19 protein-coding genes are annotated in these 23,233 nt (G+C 72.1%); 8 read left to right on the plus strand and 11 right to left on the minus strand.

Features of this window, described 5'->3' with window-relative positions; genetic code table 11:
- Positions 1-1,040: 1,040 nt before the first annotated feature.
- From EAO71_RS31960 to mce, 5 genes are all read right to left on the minus strand, one after another.
- On the minus strand, positions 1,041-1,820 hold the full coding sequence (locus EAO71_RS31960; RefSeq protein ID WP_147981261.1) for an ABC transporter permease: 780 nt from the start codon (positions 1,818-1,820) through the stop codon (positions 1,041-1,043).
- A 3-nt stretch (positions 1,821-1,823) separates the two neighbouring features.
- The gene (locus EAO71_RS31965; protein ID WP_147981262.1) at positions 1,824-2,798 is read right to left on the minus strand and encodes an ATP-binding cassette domain-containing protein; all 975 of its coding nucleotides are present in this window, start codon (positions 2,796-2,798) and stop codon (positions 1,824-1,826) included.
- 124 nt (positions 2,799-2,922) lie between these two features.
- The gene (locus EAO71_RS31970; RefSeq protein ID WP_147981263.1) at positions 2,923-3,861 is read right to left on the minus strand and encodes a coiled-coil domain-containing protein; all 939 of its coding nucleotides are present in this window, start codon (positions 3,859-3,861) and stop codon (positions 2,923-2,925) included.
- Positions 3,862-3,975: 114 nt separating this feature from the next.
- Positions 3,976-8,079, minus strand: coding sequence for a polarized growth protein Scy (gene scy, locus EAO71_RS31975; RefSeq protein WP_147981264.1), 4,104 nt, complete (start codon positions 8,077-8,079; stop codon positions 3,976-3,978).
- A 174-nt stretch (positions 8,080-8,253) separates the two neighbouring features.
- The gene (gene mce / locus EAO71_RS31980; RefSeq protein ID WP_147981265.1) at positions 8,254-8,706 is read right to left on the minus strand and encodes a methylmalonyl-CoA epimerase; all 453 of its coding nucleotides are present in this window, start codon (positions 8,704-8,706) and stop codon (positions 8,254-8,256) included.
- Positions 8,707-8,843: 137 nt separating this feature from the next.
- Between mce and EAO71_RS31985 the strand changes: the two genes are divergently transcribed.
- Complete coding sequence (locus EAO71_RS31985) at positions 8,844-10,043, plus strand: acetyl-CoA C-acetyltransferase (RefSeq protein ID WP_147981266.1); 1,200 nt, start codon at positions 8,844-8,846, stop codon at positions 10,041-10,043.
- A gap of 32 nt (positions 10,044-10,075) precedes the next feature.
- On the plus strand, positions 10,076-11,032 hold the full coding sequence (gene meaB / locus EAO71_RS31990) for a methylmalonyl Co-A mutase-associated GTPase MeaB (protein WP_147981267.1): 957 nt from the start codon (positions 10,076-10,078) through the stop codon (positions 11,030-11,032).
- 128 nt (positions 11,033-11,160) lie between these two features.
- On the opposite strand, the gene EAO71_RS31995 is transcribed toward meaB, so the two are convergent.
- The 4 genes from EAO71_RS31995 to EAO71_RS32010 form a co-directional block, all read right to left on the minus strand.
- Positions 11,161-11,637 carry a MarR family winged helix-turn-helix transcriptional regulator gene (locus EAO71_RS31995; protein WP_147981268.1) on the minus strand — a complete coding sequence of 159 codons (477 nt, stop codon included), beginning with the start codon at positions 11,635-11,637 and terminating at the stop codon, positions 11,161-11,163.
- Positions 11,638-11,932: 295 nt separating this feature from the next.
- A complete protein-coding gene (locus EAO71_RS32000; protein ID WP_147981363.1) occupies positions 11,933-12,688 on the minus strand; it encodes an AIM24 family protein in 756 nt (251 codons plus the stop codon).
- A 23-nt stretch (positions 12,689-12,711) separates the two neighbouring features.
- Positions 12,712-13,362, minus strand: coding sequence for an AIM24 family protein (locus EAO71_RS32005; RefSeq protein ID WP_147981269.1), 651 nt, complete (start codon positions 13,360-13,362; stop codon positions 12,712-12,714).
- Complete coding sequence (locus tag EAO71_RS32010; protein WP_187282897.1) at positions 13,362-14,000, minus strand: AIM24 family protein; 639 nt, start codon at positions 13,998-14,000, stop codon at positions 13,362-13,364. Before EAO71_RS32010 ends, EAO71_RS32005 begins: the two co-directional genes overlap by 1 nt.
- A gap of 152 nt (positions 14,001-14,152) precedes the next feature.
- Here EAO71_RS32010 and EAO71_RS32015 point away from each other — a divergent pair, with 152 nt between their 5' ends.
- The 5 genes from EAO71_RS32015 to glxA all read left to right on the plus strand — a co-directional run bounded on the left by EAO71_RS32015 (position 14,153) and on the right by glxA (position 19,761).
- Positions 14,153-14,497 carry a DUF3817 domain-containing protein gene (locus EAO71_RS32015; RefSeq protein ID WP_147981270.1) on the plus strand — a complete coding sequence of 115 codons (345 nt, stop codon included), beginning with the start codon at positions 14,153-14,155 and terminating at the stop codon, positions 14,495-14,497.
- Positions 14,494-14,787, plus strand: coding sequence for an MTH1187 family thiamine-binding protein (locus EAO71_RS32020; protein WP_147981271.1), 294 nt, complete (start codon positions 14,494-14,496; stop codon positions 14,785-14,787). The genes EAO71_RS32015 and EAO71_RS32020 overlap by 4 nt, the downstream gene beginning before the upstream one ends.
- A 352-nt stretch (positions 14,788-15,139) precedes the next feature.
- Positions 15,140-15,859, plus strand: coding sequence for a TetR/AcrR family transcriptional regulator (locus tag EAO71_RS32025; protein ID WP_147981272.1), 720 nt, complete (start codon positions 15,140-15,142; stop codon positions 15,857-15,859).
- A 119-nt stretch (positions 15,860-15,978) separates the two neighbouring features.
- Positions 15,979-17,802 (plus strand): glycosyltransferase family 2 protein, encoded by a 1,824-nt coding sequence (locus EAO71_RS32030; RefSeq protein ID WP_187282898.1) that lies wholly within the window; start codon positions 15,979-15,981, stop codon positions 17,800-17,802.
- A 3-nt stretch (positions 17,803-17,805) separates the two neighbouring features.
- Positions 17,806-19,761, plus strand: coding sequence for a radical copper oxidase GlxA (glxA, locus tag EAO71_RS32035; protein WP_147981274.1), 1,956 nt, complete (start codon positions 17,806-17,808; stop codon positions 19,759-19,761).
- A 19-nt stretch (positions 19,762-19,780) separates the two neighbouring features.
- Here the strand turns inward: glxA and EAO71_RS32040 are convergent, their stop codons facing one another.
- The gene (locus tag EAO71_RS32040; RefSeq protein ID WP_147981275.1) at positions 19,781-20,806 is read right to left on the minus strand and encodes a glycoside hydrolase family 6 protein; all 1,026 of its coding nucleotides are present in this window, start codon (positions 20,804-20,806) and stop codon (positions 19,781-19,783) included.
- 51 nt (positions 20,807-20,857) lie between these two features.
- Entirely contained in the window at positions 20,858-21,997 is a 1,140-nt protein-coding gene (locus EAO71_RS32045; protein ID WP_410094194.1) for an ArsR/SmtB family transcription factor, read from the minus strand.
- Positions 21,998-22,003: 6 nt separating this feature from the next.
- On the opposite strand from EAO71_RS32045, the gene EAO71_RS32050 reads away from it, so the two are divergent.
- Positions 22,004-23,224: an MFS transporter gene (locus EAO71_RS32050; RefSeq protein WP_261992436.1), complete on the plus strand. Its 1,221-nt coding sequence runs from the start codon at positions 22,004-22,006 to the stop codon at positions 23,222-23,224.
- Positions 23,225-23,233 lie beyond the last annotated feature (9 nt).

The following is a 23,233-nucleotide window of genomic DNA, read 5'->3' on the forward strand; positions in this document are numbered from 1 at the left end:
GGTCTGGGGGCTTGGGGTGCTGGGACCTCGTTGGCTTCGGGTGGTTGGCCGCCCTCTCTCCGAGTGTGGCAGCCGGGGCCGGTCCCTCAAGGGCGCTCCTTCGTCGCGTCGCTGCGCGATGGCCTGGCGGCCACCCTTGACCGCCCGGCCCCGGCTGCCTTTTCACACTCGGAGGGCGGCCCGGGGATGGGGCATCCGCTCCGGGGACCGGAGCCTCCCGGGCGCCGTCGGCGGCTGTCGGGTCTAGGGGTGGCTTCCCGCTGTCATTGAATGGGGTGACSCGGCMGSGCTTAGCGAGTACCACTCGATTCCTGGCGGGGATTCATGCCCCGCTGGTCACTCCCGGTGGTGGGTGAAACCGGATCCGCGAGCCCATGGAGAAGTCGAGGCCTCAAGCCGGCCACCATCGGGTCCCGCCCTTCCCGTCTCACGGAGTCATCCCGAATGACGCTACGGCGTACATTACCTGCGGTAACCCGGCGGGATAAGGGACTTTGATGGGCATATCGGACTCTCGGAGGGCTTAATGTACGCCGTAGCGTCATTGATGAATCGACTCCAGCCCGGCGGTGGGGTGGATGGGACCGGTGGGACGGACGGAGCCCGCACGATCCGCGCGCCCGGTGGCCCATGACCCGCACACCCGATGCCAGCTGCGGATCCGGCTTCACCCCCACCGGAGAATGACCAGCGGGGCATGAATCCCAACCAATGAGCGACCGATCGACGCTAAGCGCCGCCGCGTCACCCCATTCAATGACAGCGGGAAGCCACCCCTAGACCCGACAGCCGCCGACGGCGCCCGGGAGGCTCCGGTCCCCGGAGCGGATGCCCCATCCCCGGGCCGCCCTCCGAGTGTGAAAAGGCAGCCGGGGCCGGGCGGTCAAGGGTGGCCGCCAGGCCATCGCGCAGCGACGCGACGAAGGAGCGCCCTTGAGGGACCGGCCCCGGCTGCCACACTCGGAGAGAGGGCGGCCAACCACCCGAAGCCAACGAGGTCCCAGCACCCCAAGCCCCCAGACCCGCAGTCCCCGGCCTCCTCAGGCGTCCCGCTTCTTCAGGACGAGGTAGCCGCCGAGCAGCGCCGCGGCCACCCAGATCAGCATGATGCCCAGTCCGCCCCAGGGGCCGTACGGGGCCTCCTCGGAGTTCATCGCGTCCGGCACGACCTGCATGATCTTCGAGCCGGCCTGGTCCGGGAAGTAGCGCGCGACCTCCTTGGCCTTCGGGACCGCGGAGAGGATCTGCGAGACGAGGAAGAAGAACGGCACCAGGATGCCGAGCGACAGCATCGAGGAGCGCAGCATCGCCGCCACGCCCATCGAGAACAGCGCGATCAGCCCCATGTAGAGGCCGCCGCCCACCACCGCCCGCAGCACGTTGTCCGCGCCGATGGTGGTGCGGTGCTCGCCGAGCAGCGCCTGTCCCAGGAAGAAGGAGAGGAAGCTGGTGGCCAGGCCGATCAGCAGGGCCAGCGCGCCGGCCACCGCGATCTTGCTGAAGAGGAAGGTCGCGCGCTGCGGGACGGCCGCCAGTGAGGTGCGGATCATCCCCGAGGAGTACTCGGTGCCGACCACCAGGACGCCGAAGACGACCATCGCCAGCTGACCGAGCACCATCCCGGAGAAGCTGACGAAGGTCGGGTCGAAGGTGGCCTGCTCGGCCTCCGAGAGGTCGTCGAAGGTGGACTTCAGCAGGGCGCACAGCGCGGCGCTCATCGCCACGGTCACCAGCAGCGCGCTGGCCAGCGTCCAGATCGTCGAAGAGACCGTACGGATCTTGGTCCACTCCGACTGGAGGACCGCGGATACCGCTGCCATCGTTCAGGCTCCCTTGGTGGTGTCGCCCCAGCGGGGACCGGCGGCGTCGGGCGCGGCCGCGCCGTGGACGTCCGTGCCGTGCGCGTGGTACTCCACGGCGCCGGCCGTCATCTGCATGAACGCCTCCTCCAGGGAGGCGCGCTGGGCACTCAGCTCGTGCAGGACGAGCCGGTTCTCCGCGGCCAGTTCACCCAGCTTCTCCGTCGTCGCGCCGTCCACCTCGAGCGTGCCGCCACCGGCCTCCACGGCGGTGAAGCCGTTGGCCCGCAGGACGTCGCGGAGCTGTTCCTGCTGCGGCGAGCGCAGGCGTACGTAGCTGCGCGAATTCTGGTGGATGAAATCGGCCATCGAGGTGTCTGCCAGCAGCTTTCCCTGACCGATCACGATCAGATGATCGGCTGTCAGGGCCATTTCACTCATCAGATGGCTGGAAACGAAGATCGTCCGGCCTTCGGCGGCCAGCGCCTTCATCAGATTGCGGATCCAGTGAATTCCCTCGGGGTCCAGACCATTGACGGGTTCGTCGAACATCAGGATCTCGGGATCACCGAGAAGCGCCGAGGCGATTCCCAGCCGCTGCCCCATGCCGAGCGAGAAGCCCTTCGACTTCTTCTTCGCGACCTGCGTCAGACCGACCAGGTCGAGCACCTCGCCGACCCGGCTCGACGGAATGCGGTTGGACTGCGCGAGACACAGCAGGTTGTTGTACGCCGACCGGCCGCCGTGCATCGCCTTCGCGTCGAGCAGTGCCCCGATGTACTTCAGCGGTTCCTGGAGCTCGCGGTAGTGCTTGCCGTCGATCCGGACCGTTCCGCTGGTCGGGTTGTCCAGGTCCAGCATCATGCGCATGGTGGTCGACTTGCCGGCGCCGTTGGGTCCCAGGAAGCCGGTCACCACGCCAGGCCGGACCTGGAAGGAGAGATGGTCGACCGCCGTCTTCGTTCCGAACCGTTTCGTCAGGCCCTCGAGCTCGATCATGCGTACCAACCTACGGGCGCGAAAAACCCTCCGCCACCGGAATGACGGAGGGTTTTCGCACCTTCTTGGAGGCCCGGTTCGCCTCCGGGACCCCTCAGCCCCTTCGGCTCACTCGCCGTGCCTGCTACCGGGACTGCTGGGCCGGGACACCGCGGGTGGCCGGCTCGTCGTCGATCGGGGAACCCGCCGCGGCCACGGCCGCACCGGTCAGGGTGGCCAGCATCTCGCGGACGTTGGTCAGCTGCGCGTTGATCGAGTCGCGACGGTTCGTCAGCGCCGCCAGCTCGCGCTCCGATTCCGAACGGATCCGGTCGGCCTTGGCGTTCGCGTCGGCCACGATGTCCTCGGCCTGGCGCTGCGCGGTCTCCACCGTCTGGCGGGCCCGGCGCTCCGCGTCCGTGCGCAGCTTCTCGGCCTCCAGCCGCAGCTGCTCGGCGCGGTGCTCGATCTCCGCGAGGCGCTTCTCGGCCTTGGCCTGACGCGAGGCCAGGTCGCGCTCCGACTGCTCGCGACGCTTGGCCAGGTTGGTCTCGAAGTCCGCGGCGGCCTGAGCGGCCTTGGCGCGGGTCTCCTCGAAGAGGGCGTCCGCCTCCTCGCGCTTGGACTGCGCGTCCTTCTGCGCCTCGGCGCGCAGCGAGTTGGCCTCACCCTGGGCCTTCTCGACGATCCGGACGCCCTCGTCCTCGGCCTTCGACTTGCGCTCCGCGGCGAAGGACTCGGCGTCGTTGCGCACCTGCTGGGCGGCCGACTCGGCCAGCTCGCGGTGCTGCTCGGCGGCGCGGCGGGCCTCCTCGCGCAGGTCCTTCGCCTCCTCCTCGGCGAGGCGGAGGATCTTCTCGACACGCGCACCGAGGCCGGCGTACGACGGCTCTGCGTCGGTGACCTGGGCCTGGGCGTTCTGCGTCTCGAGGTGGAGCTCCTCGATGCGCTTTTCCAGAGAGGTGATTCGGGCCAGAGCACTGTCACGGTCGGCGACGAGCTTGGTAATGCGGTCATCCACCTGACCGCGGTCGTAACCACGCCGCACGAGCTCGAAGCCGAAGGGGGAGGAAGTGTCGCTCATGGGGTTCCTGTCGAATGAGACCGGTGAGGTGTTAGAGGGAATCCTAGGCGCCGAAGCGGCGTGTCATCGAGCGGATGCCCGTTTGATATGGAGAATGTCCAGCCTTTTGAGTGGCTAGCCCTCGGAAGACTTGCCACTCGAACGTGTAACCCCCGCGGACGCACCCGCCTTCACCCCGTCCTTCGCTCCGCCAGGTGCTTCGAATGACTCCAACGCTTCGAGGACGTCCTGGACACGGGAGATCTCGGCATTGATGTCCTCGCGGCGACGCACCAGTACATCCAGATCGCGCTTGCCCTCGGAGATCATCTTCTCCGCCTCGCTCTCGGCGTCCGCCTTGATCTTCTCCGCCTCGCCGACGAGCGTGGCCTTCTTCTGCTCCGCCTCCTTGAGCAGCGCCTCGGCCTTGCGGACCGCGGCGATGCGCACCTTGCCCGCCTCGGAACTCGCCTCGGACACCAGCTCCTTGGCCTTCGCCTCGGCCTCGGCCCGCTGCTCCGTCGCCGCCTTCACCAGCTTGTCGACGCGCTCGCCCGCCGTCTTCATCTGCTCGGCGGTCTCGCGCCGCGCCCGCTCGTGCAGCTCCTCGATCTCGCCCTCGAGCCGGGCACGCAGCTCCTCGGCCCGCTCCCTTATGGCCGTCGCGTCGCTGCGCGCTCCCACCAGGAGCTCGTCCGCGTCCGTACGCGCCTTCTCCACCAGCGAGTTGCCCTCGACCGTCGCCTCGGCGACGATCCGCTCGGCCTCCTTGCGGGCCGCGCCGACCATCGTGTCCGCCTGCGACTCCGCCTCGGTGGCCGCGCGCAGCGCCTCCTCCTGGGCCTTCGCCATGAGCTGGTCGGCCTGCTCGGCCGCGTCGGCACGGCGCTTGGCACCGGCCTCGCGCGCCTCGTCGAGGGTCCGGTCCGCCGCGGACCGGGCGTCCGCCAGCATCTGCTCCGCCGCCGCCTCGGCGTCCTCGCGGACGCGTTCGGACTCGGCGCGGATCCGCTCGGCCTCGGCGCCGGCTTCGCCGATGAGCCGGTCGGCCTGTTCGGCGGCGTCGGTGCGGCGCTTGTCGGCGGCCTTGCGGGCGTCGTCGAGGACCTGTTCGGCGTCGCTGAGGGCGGCGGTGCGCAGTGCCTCGGCGTGCGCCTCCCCGTCCCGCTTGACCTGCTCCGCCTCGGTCCGCAGCCGCAGCGCGTCCTGCTCGGTGCTCTCCAGCAGCTCGGCGGCCTCGGCGGTGAGCCGCTCGGCCTCGGCGCCGGCTTCGCCGATGAGCTGGTCGGCCTGTTCGGCGGCGTCGGTGCGGCGCTTGTCGGCGGCCTTGCGGGCGTCGTCGAGGACCTGATCGGCGTCGCTGAGGGCGGCGATGCGCAGTGCCTCGGCGTGCGCCTCCCCGTCCTCCTTGACCTGCTCCGCCTCGGTCAGCAGGTCCGAGACCTCGGCCGTGATCCGGTCGGCCTCGGCCGTCGCCTCGGCGACCAGGAGATCGGCCTGGGCCGCGGCCTCGGACCGGATCCGGTTGGCGTCCTCGCGGGCGTCCGCACGGGTGCGGGCCGCGTCCTGCTCGGCCGCGGCCAGCGAGTCCGACGCCTCGGTCCGTACCCGCTGGGCGTACTCGGCGGTGTCCGCGCGCAGCCGGTCCGACTCGGCGATCGCGTCCGCGACCGTCCGCTCGGCCAGCGCCTTCGCGGCCGCGGTCTCCTCCTGGACCGCGGCGCGGATGCGGTTGGCGTCCTCGGTCGCCCGCTCCCGCTCCTCGTACGCGTCGGCGCGGACCCGGTCCGCCTCCTCCTGCGCCTCGGTACGGGTGCGCTCCGCCGCGTGCTCGGCGGCGCTGCGCAGTCCGGCGACCTCCTCCTCGGTCTGCTCCTGGAGCCCGGCGACGGAGTCACGGACCTGCTGCGCGGTCTGCTCGGCCGCCGACACCATCTCGGTCGCGCGGCTGTCGGCCTCCTCGACCAGACGCTGCGCCTCGGTCTGCGCCTCCTCCACCCGCTTGCGGGCGGAGGCGAGCAGCTCCTCGGACTGCTCGCGGGCGTTCTCACGCTCCCGGCCGGCCTCGGAACGGGCCGAGTCCAGGGTCTCGTCGGCCTCCCGGCGGCGCCGGTTGGCCTCCTCCTGCGCGGCGGCCAGCGCCTCGGCGGCCTCGGTTCCCACCCGCTCGGCGGCGGCAGCGGCCTCGGCGCGGACCCGGTCCGCGGTCTCCTGGGCCTCCGTCTTGAGCCGCTCGGCCTCCGCGGACGCCTCGGTCCGCAGCCGGACCGCGGCGTTCTCGGCCTCGGCGCGCGAGGTGGACGCGTCCGACGCGGCCTCCGTGCGCAGCCGCTCGGCCTCCTGCTCGGCCTGCGCCTGGAGCGTACGGATGCGTTCGGCGGCCTCGGCGCGCAGCCGCTCCGTCTCCTCGGACGCCTCGCGCCGGATGCGCTCGCTCGCGGCGCGGGCGTCGGTCAGGGCCTGCTCGGCGCTCTCGACCCGCGAGGCCGCCTCGGTGTGCAGTCGGGTCAGCTCGTCGGCGGCCTCCGCGTGCCGCGCCTCGACGGCCCGCTCGGCCTCCTCGCGCAGCTCGGTGGCGGCCCGCTCGGCGGCCTCCTTGACGCCCTCGGCCTGCTCCTCGGCCTCGGTCCGCATCCGCTCGGCCTCGGCCCGGGTGCGCTCCAGGGTCTCCTCGGCCTGGGTGCGCAGCGTCTGGGCGCGCTCGATGGCCTCGGCGCGGACCCGGTCGCCCTCGGCGCTCGCGCCGGCGCGCATCTCGTCGGCGTCCGTGCGGGCCTTGGTCAGCAGCTCCTCGGCCCTGCGGGCGGCCTCCTCGATCTGCTGGACCGCCTCGCGCCGGGCCTCGCCGCGGATCCGCTCGCCCTCGGCGATCGCCTCGGCGCGCAGCTGCTCGGCCTCGCCGCGCAGCCGGCGCGCCTCCTCCTGCAGCTCGACGGTCTTGGCGCGGTACTCCTTGGTGTCGTCCTTGGCCGAGCCCAGGACCTCGCCGGCCTGCTCCTCGGCCTGGCTGCGCAGCCGCTCGGCCTCGCTCTCGGCCTCGCGACGGATCCGCTCGGCCTCCTCGGACGCCTTGCGGGTGGTCTCGCGGGCGTCCTCGGACGCCTTGGTGAGGACCTCCTCGGCGGACCGCGCGGCCTTGGCCAGCGCGGCGGCGGAGTCCTCGGCGGCGACCGTGCGGGCCTTCTCGGACGCCTCCGAGACGAGCTTCTCGGAGGCGGCGGTCGCCTCGCGGAGCTTCTCCTCGGCCTCGGCCTTGAGGGTCTCGGCCTCCTTGGTGGCCTCTCCGACGAGCCGGGCGATCTCCGCCTTCGCCGTGCGGGTGCGCTGCTCGTTCGTCGACTCGGCGGAGGAGAGCGTCTTGGCGGCCTGCTCCCTGGCCTCGGTGAGGGCCTTCTCGGCCTCGGCACGGGCCTCGCGGAGCTTCTCCTCGGCCTCCTGCATCCGCTGCTCGGCGGCGCGGGACAGCTCGGAGGCCTGCTGGCGGGCCTGGTCGCTCTCGGCGGTGGTGGCCGAGCGGAGCTGCTCGGCGTGGCTGGTGGCCTCCTGCGCCTGCGTGGAGGCGGCGTTCAGGAGTCGTTCGGCGTCCCGTCGGGCGCGGAGCAGGATCGCCTCGGCCTCGGCACGGGCGGACTCCGCCTCGGAACCGACCCGGTGCCGGGTCTCCTCGGCGAGCCGGGTGGCCTCGGCGCGCGCGGTGGCGAGCGACTGCTCGGCCTCGGCGCGGGACTCCTCCATGAGGCGGCGGGCCTGGGACTCGGTCCGGGCGCGCAGCTGCTCGGCCCAGGCGACGTTCTCGTTGACGTGCGCCTCGACGGTCTGGCGGCGCTCCGCCAGCTCCTGGTCGAGCCGCTGCCGGCGCTGGACGGCCTCGGCGTGCAGCTCGGCCTGCAGGCGCGCCTGGTGCTCGGCGTGCTCCTGGAGGATCCGCTGGGTCTGGGCGCGGGCCTCGCGCAGCTCGCGCTCGGCGTCCTGGCGCAGCTGCTCGGCCTGGATCTGCGCGTTCCGCAGCAGCTGTTCGGCCTGGTAGCCGATGTCCGCGCTGTCGTACGCGGGCCGGGTGGCGATCGTGCGGCGCGCTTCGTGCAGCTTGGCACGCAAGACCTCGACCTGGTAACCGAGGTCCTCGGCGTGCTGGACTGCCTTCTCCCGCTCGGTCTTCAGCCGGTCCATCTCGGCTTCGAACCGCGAAAGATGGTCGTCTTCAGCTCGGTGGCTCTCCTGGCGTTCGTAGCCCCGCACTGCGCGGTCCCATCCGTCCCCTGGTCGCAACTCCTCTGAGCACCGTTCCCCGGCGAACGGGCCCCCCGGGGAATGGTGGCAGATCGGATACCCCGACTTCGACGCCGCATGGCACGCGGCACCGACCGGCCCCGGCCCGGAGCCGCCCACTCTACCGGGCCGGGAATCCGGAGGTCAGTGCTCCGTCGAGGAGTGGTCGCCGGACGGCTCCGCCGAGGTGACCAGTTCGGTCAGGACACCATGGCAGTCCTTGGGGTGGAGGAAGGTGATGCGGGAGCCCATGGAGCCGATCCGGGGCTCGTCGTAGAGGACCCGGACGCCCTTGGAGCGGATGTCGGCGGCGTCGCCGTCCACGTCCGCGGTCCCGAAGGCGATGTGGTGGACACCCTCGCCGTTCTTGGCCAGCCACTTGCCCACCGCGGAGTCCTCGCGGGTGGGCTCCAGGAGCTGGAGGTACGAGGCACCGCCGTCGGAGGTCTCGTTGATCTTGAGCATGGCCTCGCGGACGCCCTGCTCCTCGTTGACCTCGGAGTGGAACACCTCGAAACCGTACGTCGCACGGTAGAACTCGACGGTCTTGTCGAGGTCGAAACAGGCGATCCCGATGTGGTCGATTCGCGTCAGCATTTCTCCAGTGCAGCGCCAGAGAGGTGGTTACGCAACGTGCGCGCCGTCACACCGGTGGGCCGGTGACCTCGCGCAGCACCGCTCAGTACATTGGCGGTAAACCCTCGTTCACTCCTCATCCCAAGGGGCTGTGCCTCATGTCTGGAACGACCGGTACCACCTCAGTGATCGTCGCGGGCGCCCGCACGCCCATGGGGCGACTGCTCGGCTCGCTGAAGTCCTTCTCCGGCGCCGACCTGGGAGGCTTCGCCATCAAGGCGGCGCTCGACCGCGCCGGCATCGGCGGCGACCAGGTGCAGTACGTGATCATGGGCCAGGTGCTCCAGGCGGGCGCCGGCCAGATCCCCGCCCGCCAGGCCGCCGTCAAGGCCGGCATCCCGATGAACGTCCCGGCCCTCACCATCAACAAGGTGTGCCTGTCCGGCCTGGACGCGATCGCGCTGGCGGACCAGCTCATCCGCGCCGGCGAGTTCGACGTGGTCGTGGCCGGCGGCCAGGAGTCGATGACCAACGCCCCGCACCTGCTGCCCAAGTCCCGTGAGGGCTTCAAGTACGGCGCGATCGAGATGCTCGACGCGATGGCGTACGACGGCCTCACCGACGCCTTCGAGAACATCGCCATGGGCGAGTCCACGGAGAAGCACAACACCCGCCTGGGCATCCAGCGCGCGGAGCAGGACGAGATCGCCGCGCTGTCGCACCAGCGCGCGGCCGCCGCGCAGAAGAACGGCGTCTTCGAGGCCGAGATCACCCCGGTCGAGATCCCGCAGCGCAAGGGTGACCCGGTCGTCTTCTCCCAGGACGAGGGCATCCGCGCCGAGACCACGGCCGAGTCCCTCGGCAAGCTCCGTCCGGCGTTCGCCAAGGACGGCACCATCACCGCCGGCACCTCCTCGCAGATCTCGGACGGCGCCGCCGCCGTCGTCGTGATGAGCAAGGCCAAGGCCGAGGAGCTGGGCCTGGAGTGGATCGCCGAGATCGGCGCGCACGGCAACGTGGCGGGCCCGGACAACTCGCTGCAGTCGCAGCCGTCCAACGCGATCCTGCACGCGCTCGCCAAGGAGGGCCTGAGCGTCGACGACCTCGACCTGATCGAGATCAACGAGGCGTTCGCGGCCGTCGCGCACCAGTCGATGAAGGACCTGGGCGTCACCTCCGAGAAGGTGAACGTCAACGGTGGCGCGATCGCGCTCGGCCACCCGATCGGCATGTCCGGCGCCCGCGTGGTGCTGCACCTGGCCCTGGAGCTCAAGCGGCGCGGCGGCGGCACCGGTGCGGCCGCGCTGTGCGGTGGCGGCGGTCAGGGTGACGCGCTGATCCTCCACGTCCGCAACTAGGCGCAGTCCCGGCAAGTAAGGAGCATCGGCACATGGTGGACGTCCCCGAACTGGTCGCCCAGGCGCGGGAGGGCAGGCCGCGGGCCGTGGCCCGGCTGATCTCGCTCGTGGAGGGGGCGTCCCCGCAGCTGCGGGAGGTCATGGCGGCGCTGGCGCCGCTGAKCGGCGGTGCGTACGTGGTGGGCCTGACGGGCTCGCCCGGCGTGGGCAAGTCCACGTCGACCTCCGCGCTGGTGGCCGCGTACCGGCGGGCCGGCAAGCGGGTCGGCGTCCTGGCCGTCGACCCGTCGTCGCCGTTCAGCGGCGGCGCGCTGCTCGGTGACCGCGTCCGGATGTCGGAGCACGCCTCCGACCCGGGCGTGTACATCCGCTCCATGGCCACGCGTGGCCACCTGGGCGGACTGGCGTGGTCCGCCCCGCAGGCGATCCGCGTACTGGACGCCGCCGGCTGCGACGTGATCCTCGTGGAGACCGTCGGGGTCGGCCAGTCCGAGGTGGAGATCGCCTCCCAGGCGGACACCTCCGTGGTGCTGCTGGCGCCCGGCATGGGCGACGGGATCCAGGCCGCCAAGGCGGGCATCCTGGAGATCGGCGACGTGTACGTCGTGAACAAGGCGGACCGGGACGGCGCCGACGCGACGGCCCGCGAGCTGAACCACATGCTGGGGCTGGGCGAGGCACGCGGCCCGGCCGACTGGCGTCCGCCGATCGTGAAGACGGTCGCGGCGCGGGGCGAGGGCATCGACGAGGTCGTCGAGGCGCTGGAGAAGCACCGCGCGTGGATGGAGGAGCACGGCGTGCTCGCCGACCGCCGCCGGGCCCGCTCGGCGCGCGAGGTCGAGACGATCGCGGTCACCGCGCTGCGCGAGCGGATCGGCGACCTCCACGGCGACCGCCGCCTGGACGCCCTGGCGGAGCGCATCGTGGCCGGGGAACTGGACCCGTACGCCGCCTCCGACGAGCTCATCGCGAGCCTGACGGGCAACTGACACGACACGAAGAGGGCCTCCCCGCACGGGGAGGCCCTCTTCGTGCTTCTCGGCGCTCCTCCTGGTCTCGGCCCGCCCCGCGGGGGGTCGCCCCGGTTCCGAGCCCGCCAGGAGGCCGGCGACGCGCGCTACGGCTTGCCGCGCCGGCCCCGGAGCTGCTCCGCGACGGGCTTGAGGGACTCGTGCAGGTCGCCGAGCGCCTCGGGGGAGAGCTGGTCGATGAAGTGCCTGCGCACCGAGTCGACGTGGTGGGGTGCCACCTTGCGCATCGTCTCCATGCCCTGGTCCGTCAGGACGGCGTACAGACCCCGCCGGTCCGACTCGCAGTTCTCACGGCGGACGAGGCCGGCGTTCTCCATCCGGGTGATCTGGTGCGAGAGGCGGCTCTTGGACTGCAGCGTGGCCGCGGCCAGATCGCTCATGCGCAGACGACGGTCGTCGGACTCCGAGAGATTCACCAGGATCTCGTAGTCGTTCATGGTCAGGCCGAAGGGCTGGAGGTCCTTCTCCAGCTGGTACGTCAGCATTCTGTTGACGTCCAGGTAGGTGCGCCAGGCGCACTGCTCGGCGTCGGTGAGCCAGGGGGTGGCCGTCTCGGTCTCCATATATGGATTCTACCTAAGAAGTTGAATACTGGACGAAGTAGGGGAGTGTGACGCGGAGCACCCGGAGCCCGGCAAAACGGGTGCAGACGTTCGAGGGCGTCACACTCCGCAGACTACCGCTCACGCGCCGGACCCGGAGCGGCCCGGCGGCGGGCCGGGCCGGAATCCGACCAGGCCGGTCGACACCCGCCGCGGACGGCCGCCGGGGCGCCGGCGGACCACGCCCGAACCGCCGCCCCGCCCGGGCTCCGGGCGGGGTCGGCGGGGTTTCCCCCGCCCGGAGGCGGGGGGACGGTCACAGGCCGAAGCGGCGCTGGAGGTCCCCCAGCTGGCCGGGAAGGCGCGGTACGGATCCGAGCGGTCCCTGGCCGGAACCATGCGGACCGTGGCCCGGAACGCCCGCCTGCGCCGGCGTCTCGCCGATCGCCCGCTCCGCCATCAGCAGCTCGGTCGACTGGAGCAGCACCGTACCCGCTCCGACGAACTCGAACTGGTGCTCCTCGCCCGAGGTCCCGCCGAGCCCGGTCAGCGCCCGTACGCCGCCCATCACGCCCGTCATGTACGCGTGGTCGTAGTGGTGGCAGGGGGAGGGGCAGTCCGCCCAGCCCACCAGCGCCTGCGGGTCCACCCGCAGCGGGGGCTCCATGAAGACCACCGGGCCGTTGGAGGCGGCCACGAACTTGCCGGTGCCGATCAGCGTCACGAAGCCCGGCACGATCGACTGCTTCAGGGCCAGCGTCGGCTGGAAGGCCAGGAGGTTGCCCGAACGGATCGTCAGGTTGCCCTCGTCGAGGTCGTACGAGTTCACGTCGAAGGCCCGGTCGGCGAGCAGCATCTTGCCGCTGCCCTCGGCGACCACCCAGTCGCTCGCGTGCAGCGGCGAGTGGAAGGACGTCCGCACCAGGCGGTCCAGCCGGCCGTGGCCGATGCCGTTGAAGTCGATCCGCCCGTAGTAGGCGATCATCTTCCCCTTCTGCAGGAACCACTGGGAGCCCTTGAGCTCCACGCAGAAGGTGTAGGCGTTGACGTTGTCGTCCGACGGCAGGGTCATCGGATCGTGGATCACGGGGGCGCTCACAGCTTCTCCTCCGAGGCCTGGACGTACACGGAGCCGTTGCCGCTGAGCTCCAGCTGGAACGCCTCGCCGGAGCCGCGTCCCACCATGTCGCGCCAGCCGAGCGCGGTGGAGAGCTTGTTGCGGACGTCGCCGTGGTGGGCCACGTACGCCTGCGGGTCCACGTGGACGGCGCGGCCGGGCGTGATGGGCAGTTCGATGACGCCGCCGTGGGCCATCACCGCGACGGCGCCGTGCCCCTTGAGGGTGGTGGTGAAGAGCCCCTGGCCCGTGACCTGGCCGCGCACCATGCCCATGACCCCGCCCTGCGAGCCCATGAACATCGTGCCCTGCTCCAGGGTGCCGTCGAAGGCGAGCAGCCGGTCGGCCTCGACGAACAGGGTGTCGCCCGTCAGCCGGATCACCTGGATGTGGTGTCCGCCGTGGCCGAACATCACCGTGCCGTTGCCCTCGACGGTCATGAGCGGCGTCGCCTCGCCGGCGACGCGGCGGCCGATCATCGACATGACGCCGCCCTGGCCGCCGGCGATGTTCGGGGTGAAGGAGACGTCGCCGCGATAGGCGAGCATCGCGCCGCGCTGGCTGAACATGCGCTGCCCCGGCACGACCGTGGCCTCGACCATCTTCGAGTTGATCTCGCGGAACGGCATCAGACGTCACCCCCGATCGTGTTCCGCTCGCTGGGCTGCACGTAGACGAGCCCGTCGCCCTCGAAGCGGATCTGGAACGCCTCGCCGCCGCCCTCGCCCAGGAAGGTGCGGAAGGTCACACCGGACTGGAAGTGCTGCTGGAGGTTGCCCTGGTGGGCGATGTACGCGCCGGGGTCGACGGAGAGCGGGTACTGCGGGGTGACGCGCAGGACCACGGCCGGGCCGTCGGACATGATCGCGGCCTGGCCGGTGCCCTCGACGGTCGTCGTGAAGAGGCCGTTGCCGGTCGCTCCGCCGCGCAGGCCGGTGAAGGTGGTGCCGGTGCGCAGACCCGCGTCGGTGCAGAGCAGGTTGCTCGCCTCGACGAAGAGCTTGTCGCCGTGCAGGGAGACCAGGTTGATCTCGGACGCGCGGTCGGCGAACCAGCAGGTCCCCTGGCCCTTCACCTCCATCACTTCCATCTGTTCGCCGGTGAGGCGGCGGGTGACCATCCCGCGCAGGCCCTCGCCGCCACCGGACATCTTCTTGAAGGCCATCTGGCCGTCGTACGCGACCATCGAGCCGTTCTTCGCCTTGACGGCGTCACCGGTCATGTCGACGGCGAGCACTTTGCTGCCTTGGAGTCGGAACATTGCCACGGAGGGAGATTACGGGGCGGGGTGCGGCGGCGAACAGGGACCTGCGGAGGATCCCGACCCTGATAAAGAGCCGGCAAAGTCGGGTGCCACAATGGGCGGGCGCTTGTGCATCCCTTCACAAGATCGTCGATCCCGATCAAAAGGTGACCCCCGTGGACATCAAGACCGCCTCGTCCCTCCACCGTCTCCGACTCGTCTCCGCGCCGGAGGCCGTCTCGTTCCTCCTGCTGCTGGTCTGCTCGGTGCTCAAGCGCACCACGGAGTTCAACGCGGTCCCGGTGATGGGCGCGATCCACGGCATCCTCTTCGTCCTCTACGTGCTCTTCTGGCTGGACGCCTGGAACCGGACCAAGTGGGGCCTCGGGACGGCGGCGCTCTACTTCCTGCTCTCCGTGCTCCCCTTCGGCGGCTTCTTCGCCGAGCGCAAGCTGAAGCGTGAGGCCGAGGACGCGGTCATCGCGTCCCGCGCCCGTCGCGAGGGGACGGTGAACGCGTGATCGTCGCGTTCTCGGTCACCCCGCTGGGCGTCGGGGAGGAGGTCGGCGAGTACGTCGCCGATGCCGTCCGGGTCGTCCGAGAGTCGGGCCTGCCGAACCGCACGGACGCCATGTTCACCTCCGTCGAGGGGGAGTGGGACGAGGTCATGGACGTCGTGAAGCGGGCCGTCGCCGCCGTCGAGGAGCGCGCCCCGCGGGTCTCCCTGGTACTCAAGGCCGACATCCGGCCGGGCGTCACGGACGGCCTGACCGCGAAGGTCGCCACGGTGGAGCGCCATCTGGAGGCCTGACCTCCCGAGTCTTCACCCCGACGCGCCGCCGGCCGTCGCCGAGCCCCCGCCCTCCACGGGTCGGGGGCTCTCTCCGTGGCCCTGGATTGAGCGACCGCTCAAAATGAGCTACCTTCTGTTTGAGCGGTCGCTCAATGAGTTTCGGCCGTCGTCGGCGCCGGTGTCTCCGCGGGGGAGTGCCACCCGGGCCGACGGCGACCGTCATCCGTCCGCCCGGCCCGGTGCCCCGTCGACCGACTGGCCGTCAGGCGTACGGAGTGCGGAGGCCCGTCCGGCCCGCCGGCCGGGTGCGTCCGCGGGGTGGACGTGATAGAGCCCGGTCGCCGGGCTCCGAACGGGAGGAGGGACCCGCGTGACCGCAGACCCGGAGAAGGCGGAGAACGCGGGGAAGGCGGGCGACGCGCGCCGGAGCCCCTCCCCGGGCGCCCCCAAGGACGCGCGCGGCCGGGAGACCCGGGAGAAGCTCCTCGAAGGCGCCCTGCGCACCCTCACCGAACAGGGCATCGCCAAGACCTCGGCCCGCTCCGTCGCCGCCGCCGCGGGGGTCAACCAGGCCTTGGTCTTCTACCACTTCGGCTCCATGGACGAGCTCCTCGCCGCCGCCTGCCGGCACGGCGCCGAGCAGCGCGTGACCCGCTACCGCGAGCGGCTCGCCGCGATCGGCACCTTCGCCGAACTGCTCCAGTTCGGCCGGGAGATGCACGCGGAGGAGCGGGCCGGCGGTCATGTCGCGGTACTGGCCCAGCTGCTGGCCGGGGCGCAGACCCAGCCCCGCCTGGCACCGGCCACCGCGGCCGGTCTCGACCTCTGGATCGAGGAGCTCGAAGCCGTCCTCGCCCGGGTGCTGGCCGGCAACCCGCTGGGCGAGTTCACCGACCCCGCCGGACTCGCCCGTACCTGCGCCGCGGCCTTCGTGGGGCTCGAACTGTACGAGGGGGTGGACCCGGACGGGGCGGAGCAGGTGCTCGTCTCCCTGGAGCAGCTGGCCTCGATCGCCGCCGCCCTGGAGGACCTCGGCCCGCTCGCCCAGCGAGCCGTCCGGCACCGGCTCCGTCGCGACGGGCGTCGCTGAATCGGCCCAGCGGCGCCGCGCACCGCGGAAACGCTCGCTCGGACGAATTCCGGTCGCGTCGTCGAAGGTCGTCCCCTTTCGTGGGGATATCGACCTGTTCGACGGCAGCTGGAGGCACCGTGCGGGCGGATGGCTACGACTACGAGACCTACAGCCGAATCGCCGGCCCCCTCACGGAGCCGGAGGCGACGGCGTACCGGGTGAGGTACCGCAGCCTGCTGGCGAAGGAACCGCACCGCATACGCGCCGTCCTGCTCATGGCCCTCGCGCCCCTGCTCTCCGCGACCCTGCTCGTCTACCTCGTCTGGCCCAGCCACTGGACCGTCCGCGAGGGCGGCGACGGCCTGCTCGTCCACCTCGACACGGTGATGCTGGTGTCGATCGGCCTCGTCTGCTTCTTCATGCTGGTGAACGTCGCCTCGATCGCCCACGCGACCATGGTCGCCCGCGACCCGATACCCGTGTACCCCCAGAAGGGCACCCGGGTCGCCTTCGTCACCACCTACGTGCCGGGCAAGGAACCGCTCGCCATGGTCCGCGCGACCCTCGCGGCCGCCCGGCGGCTGCGGCACGACGGGCCGCTGGACGTCTGGCTGCTCGACGAAGGCGACGACGAGGGCGCCCGGGCCCTGTGCGCCGAACTCGGGGTCCGGCACTTCACCCGGCACGGAATACCCGAGTGGAACCGCGCCAAGGGCGTCCACAAGGCCCGTACGAAGCACGGCAACTACAACGCCTGGCTCGCGATGCACGGCGACGCCTACGAGTTCTTCGCCTCCGTCGACACCGACCACGTCCCCCTGCCGAACCTCCTGGAGCGGATGCTCGGCTACTTCCGCGACCCGGACGTCGCCTTCGTGGTCGGACCGCAGGTCTACGGCAACTACACCGGGCCCGTCACCAAGGCCGCGGAGTCCCAGCAGTTCCTCTTCCACGCCCTGATCCAGCGGGCCGGGAACCGGTACCACGCGCCCATGTTCGTCGGCACCAACAACGTCGTCCGGGTGTCCGCGCTGAAGCAGGTCGGCGGCCTGTACGACTCGATCACCGAGGACATGGCGACCGGCTTCGAGCTGCACCGGCGCAGGAACCCCGGCACCGGTCACTTCTGGCGGTCCGTCTACACCCCCGACGTCCTCGCCGTCGGAGAGGGCCCGGCCTCCTGGACGGACTTCTTCACCCAGCAGCTGCGCTGGTCCCGGGGCACGTACGAGACGCTGATCAAGCAGTACTGGAAGACGCCCTTCAGGGTCCCGCCCGGCCGCTTCCTCAACTACACCCTGATGCTCGTCTACTATCCGATGACGGCGGTCAACTGGCTCCTCGGGATCCTCAGCTGCGTGCTGTTCCTCTGGTTCGGGGCGTCCGGCACCCAGGTGTCCTCCTCGGTCTGGCTGATGATCTACAGCGACGCGGTGGCCCTGCAGATCGGGCTGTACCTCTGGAACCGGCGGCACAACGTCTCGCCGCACGAGCCCGAGGGATCCGGAGGGCTGGCCGGTATGGCGATGTCGGCGCTCTCCGCCCCGATCTACCTCAAGTCCCTCGGCGCCGCGGTGCTGCGCACCCGCGGCGCGTTCGTCGTCACCCCCAAGGGCGGGGAGGCCAGCCCGGACCGCGTCCTCACCTTCCGGATCCACCTCGCCTGGGCGGCCGTCCTCGCCGTCTCCCTGGCCGCCTCCGTCCACTTCCACCACACCCACGCGGCCATGCGCACCTGGTCCGTCCTCGCCCTGGCGCTGGCCCTCAGCCCGCTCGCCGTCTGGAGCTGGACCGTCCTGCGCGGCGGCCGGGCCCGCGGCGCCGCCCGGACGGGCGGCGCCCCCGCCGTCGCCGAGCCCGGAGCGCTCCCGCCCGCCGTCCTGGTGACGAAGACGACGACCGCCACCTCCGGCCCCGCCGGACCGACCACGGCGGCGCCCACGACGACCGGAGGAAGCTGACACATGGTCCGACAGCCGTCGAAGAAGCTCAGGAAGAACCTGTTCGGCGGGGGAGCCGTCGTGGTCCTCGCGGCGCTGAACGCCCCGGCCGCCGTCTCCTTCGCCGAGGCCAGGTACCACGCCTACAAGATCGCCCAGCCCGGGTACCAGCGGAAGTACGGCTCCTGGCGGCAGGTCGACGTGCCCTCCGAGTACCGGGTCAACGCGATCCACGCGGCGCTGCTGCGCACCGGCAAGGTGCTGCTCATCGCCGGCTCGGGCAACGACCAGAAGAAGTTCGACTCCGGCACCTTCGAGACCGTGCTGTGGGACCCGCGGAACGACACCTTCAAGAAGATCCCCACCCCCGAGGACTTCTTCTGCTCCGGCCACGCCCAGCTCCCCGACGGCCGGCTCCTGGTCGCCGGCGGCACCGCCCGCTACGAGATCCTCGACGGCCAGGTCAGGAAGGCCGGCGGCGGGATGCGCGTGAAGAACGAGAGCCCGGACAAGGCCGTCACCCTCAGGAAGGGCACCGTCTTCCGCTCTCCCTCGGGTGTCGAGTACGTCAGCAGGTTCGACGTCACCGTACCCAGGGCCAAGCGCGAGTTCGAGGTCTCGTACACCGGCAGCGGTCAGATGAAGCCCTGGAGGACCAAGGTCACCGCGGCCGAGGCGCGGGTCTTCGTCGAGGCGCGCGAGGAGGGTCCGCAGGCACTCACCACCGAGGCCGCGCAGTACGAGATCGTCGGCCTCGAGGGCGCCGACGCCGACAACGTCTACGGGCTCGCCCAGCGGCTCACCACCGAGAAGCAGGACTTCCAGGGCATCAAGGGCGCCTACGAGTTCGACCCCCGGGCCGAGCGCTACGTCCCCGTCGCGCCGATGAAGGACGCCCGCTGGTACCCCACCCTGGTCACCCTCGACGACGGCAGGGTCCTCGCCGTCTCCGGCCTCAACGACGTGGGCGACGTCGTCCCCGGCGACAACGAGATCTACGACCCGGCGACCCGCAAGTGGTCCCGGGGACCCTCCCGCTACTTCCCCACCTACCCCTCGCTCTTCCTCACCAAGGGCGGCAAGCTCCTCTACACCGGCTCCAACGCCGGCTACGGACCCGCCGACAAGGGCCGCGCGCCGGGCCTGTGGGACCTGGAGAAGAACACCTTCACCCGGCTCGGCGGGCTGACGGACCCGGACCAGCTGGAGACGTCCTCCTCCGTCCTCCTGCCGCCCGCCCAGCGGCAGCGGCTCATGGTCCTCGGCGGCGGCGGGGTCGGCGAGTCCCCGAAGTCGACCGCCCGCACCTCCATCGTCGACCTCTCCCTGGCCGACCCGTCGTTCCGGGACGGGCCGGCGCTGCCGCAGGGCACCCGCTACCTCAGCAGCGTCCTCATGCCCGACGACACCGTCTTCACCACCGGCGGCTCGCGCCAGTACCGCGGCCGCGGCGGCAGCGACGTGCTCAAGGCGCAGTTCTACGACCCGCGGACCAACGGCTTCACCGAGGCGGCCGAGCCGACCGTCGGCCGCAACTACCACTCCGAGGCGCTGCTGCTCCCCGACGGGCGGGTGGCCACCTTCGGTTCCGACCCGCTCTTCGACGACAAGGACGACACCAGACTGGGCACCTTCGAGCAGCGGATCGAGGTCTTCACCCCGCCCGCCCTGCACCGGGCCGGCGCCACCCGGCCCGTCCTCGGGGAGGGACCGGAGAAGGTCGACGGCAGTGGCCGGGTCACCTTCCGGACGGCGGACGCGGACCGGATCGCCACCGCCCGGCTGATGCGCCCGAGCGCGGTCACCCACACCACGGACGTCGAACAGCGCTCCGTCGAGCTGGGCCTGACGAAGGGCTCGGACACGGTGACGGTGGACGTGCCGAAGGACCGGACGCTGGTGCCGCCCGGCTGGTACATGCTCTTCGTGACCGACCGGGACGGCACCCCGTCCGAGGCGAAGTGGGTGCGGGTCGGCTGACGGCCCGTCGCCCGGGGGGTCAGGCCCTGGCCCTCCTGGCCAGGCCCATGGCGTAGTCCGGCCACCAGGTGCCGGCCGCCGGACCGCCCCGGCACGTGCCGTCCGAGTCGCCGGGCCGCTTGATCCAGAGATACGCGTCGACCCGTTCGTCCCCGGTGTCGTCGGTCGGCGGCACGCCGAGCGCCCGGCCCGGCGGATTGCACCAGGCCTCCTCCTGGTTCCCCGGCAGGGGCCCGTCGCCGTTCCGGCTGGTGTCGATGGTGAAGTGGGCGCCGCCGAGCAGCGCCGACAACCGCCCGCCGAAGCCCTTCACGCGGTCGTCGGTCTCGAAGTTGGAGACGTTCAGCGAGAAACCGTCCGCGCGCCCGATGCCCGCACGCCGCAGCGGTTCGACCAGTTTGCCGGGATCGTCGATCCACCGCGGATTGCCGGCGTCCAGGTAGACCCGGGTGCGCGGCTGCCGCTTCAGCCGGTCGATCGCCTCGGCGAGCAGCCGGAACCGCTCGTCGTGGTACTGCCCCGGGGTGCAGCCGTCCACCAGGTGCGCGACCGCGTCCGGCTCCAGGACGACCACCGCGGGCGCGTCCCCGACCGCGCCGGCGAAGGCGTCCAGCCACGTCCGGTAGGCCCGGGCGTCGGGGGCGCCGCCCGCCGAGTACATCCCGCAGTCGCGGTGCGGGATGTTGTACGCCACGAGCACCACGGTCCGTCGGTCGGCCGCGGCACCCCGCACCGCCCTGGCGATGTCCGGTACGGGGTCGTCCCCGGCCGGCCACTCGGCGACCGGGCGCTCGGCGATCCGTCGCAGGATCCGGGCGTCCTCGGCACGGCCCTGCGCCTCGTACTCCCTGACCTGCCGGGCCGCGTCGCTGTCGGGGTCGACCCAGAAGGGGGAGCCGCCGCCGGGGGCGCCGGACGTGCCGGGGGAGCGCGGACCGGCCGGTGTCCGGCCCGGGCCGCCGGTGTCGCAGCCGCCGAGCAGCAGCGCGCAGGCCAGGGCGAGGGCCACGGAGGCCGCGACGGTGCCGGTGGTGGTGCGGGACATCCGGCCCCCAGGGTCACGGGTCAGACGGGCCGGATCATCGTGACACAACGGTCATACCGGGTCGGGGTGCGACACCGCCAGGGCGATCCCCAGCGGGGTCCGCTCGTACAGCACCTGGTGGCCGTGGCGGCGCGAGGTCAGCAGGCCCGCCTCCCGCAGCACGCCGAGATGGGCCGACACCGAGGAGGCGGCGAGCCCGAGCCGGTGCGCCAGCGCGGTCGTGCCGGCCGGCTCGTCGAGCGCGCACAGCACGTCGGCGCGGGCCCGTCCGAGCAGCCGGGCCAGGCTCTCCGGCGTCCGCTCGCGGGCCTCGGTCCACAGGCCGCCGATCCCGCGGACCGGATAGGCGACGGTCGGCTGCCAGGGCGGGTCGAAGCCGCTCACCACGTCGGGCCAGATGAACACCGACGGCAGCAGGACGAGCCCCTGGCCGTCTAGGGCGCGGACGTGCTCGCCGCGGTAGTCGACGGTGAGGGTCGCGCGCTCGGCGGCCCAGTCGAATCCGGGGTGCAGCTCGCCCAGGAGCCGCTCCAGACCGCCCTCCGCCAGCCGGCGCGAGTGGTAGGCGACGTCCGCCTCCAGCAGCGCGCGCAGCCGCGGCCAGTCGGGGGCCACCAGGACCTCCCAGGCGAGCCGGAGCAGATCGGCGAGGCGCTGGACCGCGCCCGCCGGGTCGGCGAGCATGCGCCGGCCCTCGGCGCTGTCCGCGGCCCCGGGGGTGCCGGCGAGTGCCCGCTCGAAGTCGTCCAGGGCGAGAACCGGGTCGGTCTCCCGGACGGCCGCGATCTCGTCCTCGAAGGACGCGGTGGCCCGCAGCGGGGGCGGATAGAGGAAGTCGGGGCTGTGGCCGCGCTGCGGCATCAGCAGGTGCAGCGGCCGCAGGTCGAGCCCCTCGGCCGCGCCGCGGATCCGCCGCAGCCAGGGCAGGTGGTAGCCCTGCTGCCGGGGCCGGGCGAGCACCCGCACGGCGGAGTGCGTCTCCCAGAGCGGCGAGATCGCGAACCGGATCCGGAGCGGGTCGGACTCGCCGAAATGGAGGTGGTAGGGCAGGAAGCCGAGCGCGAAGGTGAGGGCGGACAGGAGCGGGGAGCCGGTGAGGTCGTAGACGAGGACGGTGAGCGCGATCTCGCTGATGACGACGTCCCGGCGCGGGCCCCGGACCCCGGCGGGGAGGACGGGCGGCGGGGCTATCGGGCCGTGTTCGCCGTACGGGAGTTCCGGACCGTCTTCGTCGCCCACCTGCTGTCGCTCCTCGGTGTCGTCATCAGCGAGATCGCGCTCACCGTCCTCGTCTACGACCTCACCGGCTCCCCGCTCCTGTCCGCCCTCACCTTCGCGCTCGGCTTCCTGCCCTACCTCCTCGGCGGCACGCTGCTCGCCGGCGTCGCCGACCGCCACCCGCCCCGCAGGGTGCTCGTCGTCTGCGACCTCGTGTGCGCCGGCTGCGTGGCGCTGATGGCCGCCCCCGTGACCCCCGTCGCCGGACTCCTCGTACTGCGCTGCGCCGTCGCCGCCGTCGCGCCCGTCTTCAACGGCACCCGCATGGCGACCCTCACCGACATCCTGGGCGCGGGCGAGCTCTTCGTCCTGGGCAGGTCCGTGCTGCGGATCGTCTCGCAGAGCGCCCTGCTCGCCGGCTTCGGCGTCGGCGGTGTGCTCCTCACCGTCGTCCCGCCGCGCGGGGCCATCGCGATCACCGCCGCCACCTTCCTGCTCTCCGCCCTGCTGCTGCGCTTCGGCACCCGGAAGCGGCCCGCCCGGGCGCCCGGCGTGCGCGAGGGGCTCGGCGGGACGTTCGCGGTGCTGCGCGACCGCCGGGTCCGCGCCCTCATGCTGATGTTCTGGATCCCGCCGCTCTTCGCGGTCGCCCCCGAGGCGCTCGCCGCCCCCTACGCCGACGAGATCGGCGTCTCCACCGCCGCCCTGGGTCTGCTGATGTGCGCCCTCCCGGTCGGCACCATCGCGGGAGAGCTGCTCGCCGGCTCCGTGCTGGGACCCGGGACCCGCTCACGGATCGTCGTCCCGCTCGCCGCCGTCGGGCTCCTGCCCCTCCTCCTCTACGTGACCGAGCCGGGCGTCGCCCCGGCCGCCGCCGCCCTGCTGCTGGCCGGCGCCACCGGCGCGTACACCCTGGGGCTCGACGCCTGGTTCGTCGCCGCCGTCCCCGAGGAGCAGCGGGGKCGGGCCATGACGCTGATGACCGCGGGCATGATGACGGTCCAGGGCGTCGGGATGGCCGCCGCCGGCCTCGCCGCGGAGTTCGCGGCCGTCCATCTCGTGGTCGCCGGTGCCGGCGTGCTCGGCACGCTCGCCGTCCTCTGCGTCGTCGCCGAGGTGCGGGCGACCGGGCCGGCGGCGCCCCCGTCCCGGACGACCGAAGTGCGAGACGGGGCTGACCAGCATGTGACCAGTGGGTAAGGTCGACGC

It is taken from the genome of Streptomyces sp. MS191, assembly GCF_008042125.1.
GTDB lineage: Bacteria > Actinomycetota > Actinomycetes > Streptomycetales > Streptomycetaceae > Streptomyces.

What these genes read in the sequence shown, in the direction of transcription:
- EAO71_RS31960 (WP_147981261.1), bottom strand. Translation starts at nt 1,820, where the DNA reads ATGGCAGCGGTATCCGCGGTCCTCCAGTCGGAGTGGACCAAGATCCGT.
- EAO71_RS31965 (WP_147981262.1), bottom strand. Translation starts at nt 2,798, where the DNA reads ATGATCGAGCTCGAGGGCCTGACGAAACGGTTCGGAACGAAGACGGCG.
- EAO71_RS31970 (WP_147981263.1), bottom strand. Translation starts at nt 3,861, where the DNA reads ATGAGCGACACTTCCTCCCCCTTCGGCTTCGAGCTCGTGCGGCGTGGT.
- mce (WP_147981265.1), bottom strand. Translation starts at nt 8,706, where the DNA reads ATGCTGACGCGAATCGACCACATCGGGATCGCCTGTTTCGACCTCGAC.
- EAO71_RS31985 (WP_147981266.1), top strand. Translation starts at nt 8,844, where the DNA reads ATGTCTGGAACGACCGGTACCACCTCAGTGATCGTCGCGGGCGCCCGC.
- EAO71_RS31995 (WP_147981268.1), bottom strand. Translation starts at nt 11,637, where the DNA reads ATGGAGACCGAGACGGCCACCCCCTGGCTCACCGACGCCGAGCAGTGC.
- EAO71_RS32000 (WP_147981363.1), bottom strand. Translation starts at nt 12,688, where the DNA reads ATGACCCTGCCGTCGGACGACAACGTCAACGCCTACACCTTCTGCGTG.
- EAO71_RS32005 (WP_147981269.1), bottom strand. Translation starts at nt 13,362, where the DNA reads ATGCCGTTCCGCGAGATCAACTCGAAGATGGTCGAGGCCACGGTCGTG.
- glxA (WP_147981274.1), top strand. Translation starts at nt 17,806, where the DNA reads ATGGTCCGACAGCCGTCGAAGAAGCTCAGGAAGAACCTGTTCGGCGGG.
- EAO71_RS32040 (WP_147981275.1), bottom strand. Translation starts at nt 20,806, where the DNA reads ATGTCCCGCACCACCACCGGCACCGTCGCGGCCTCCGTGGCCCTCGCC.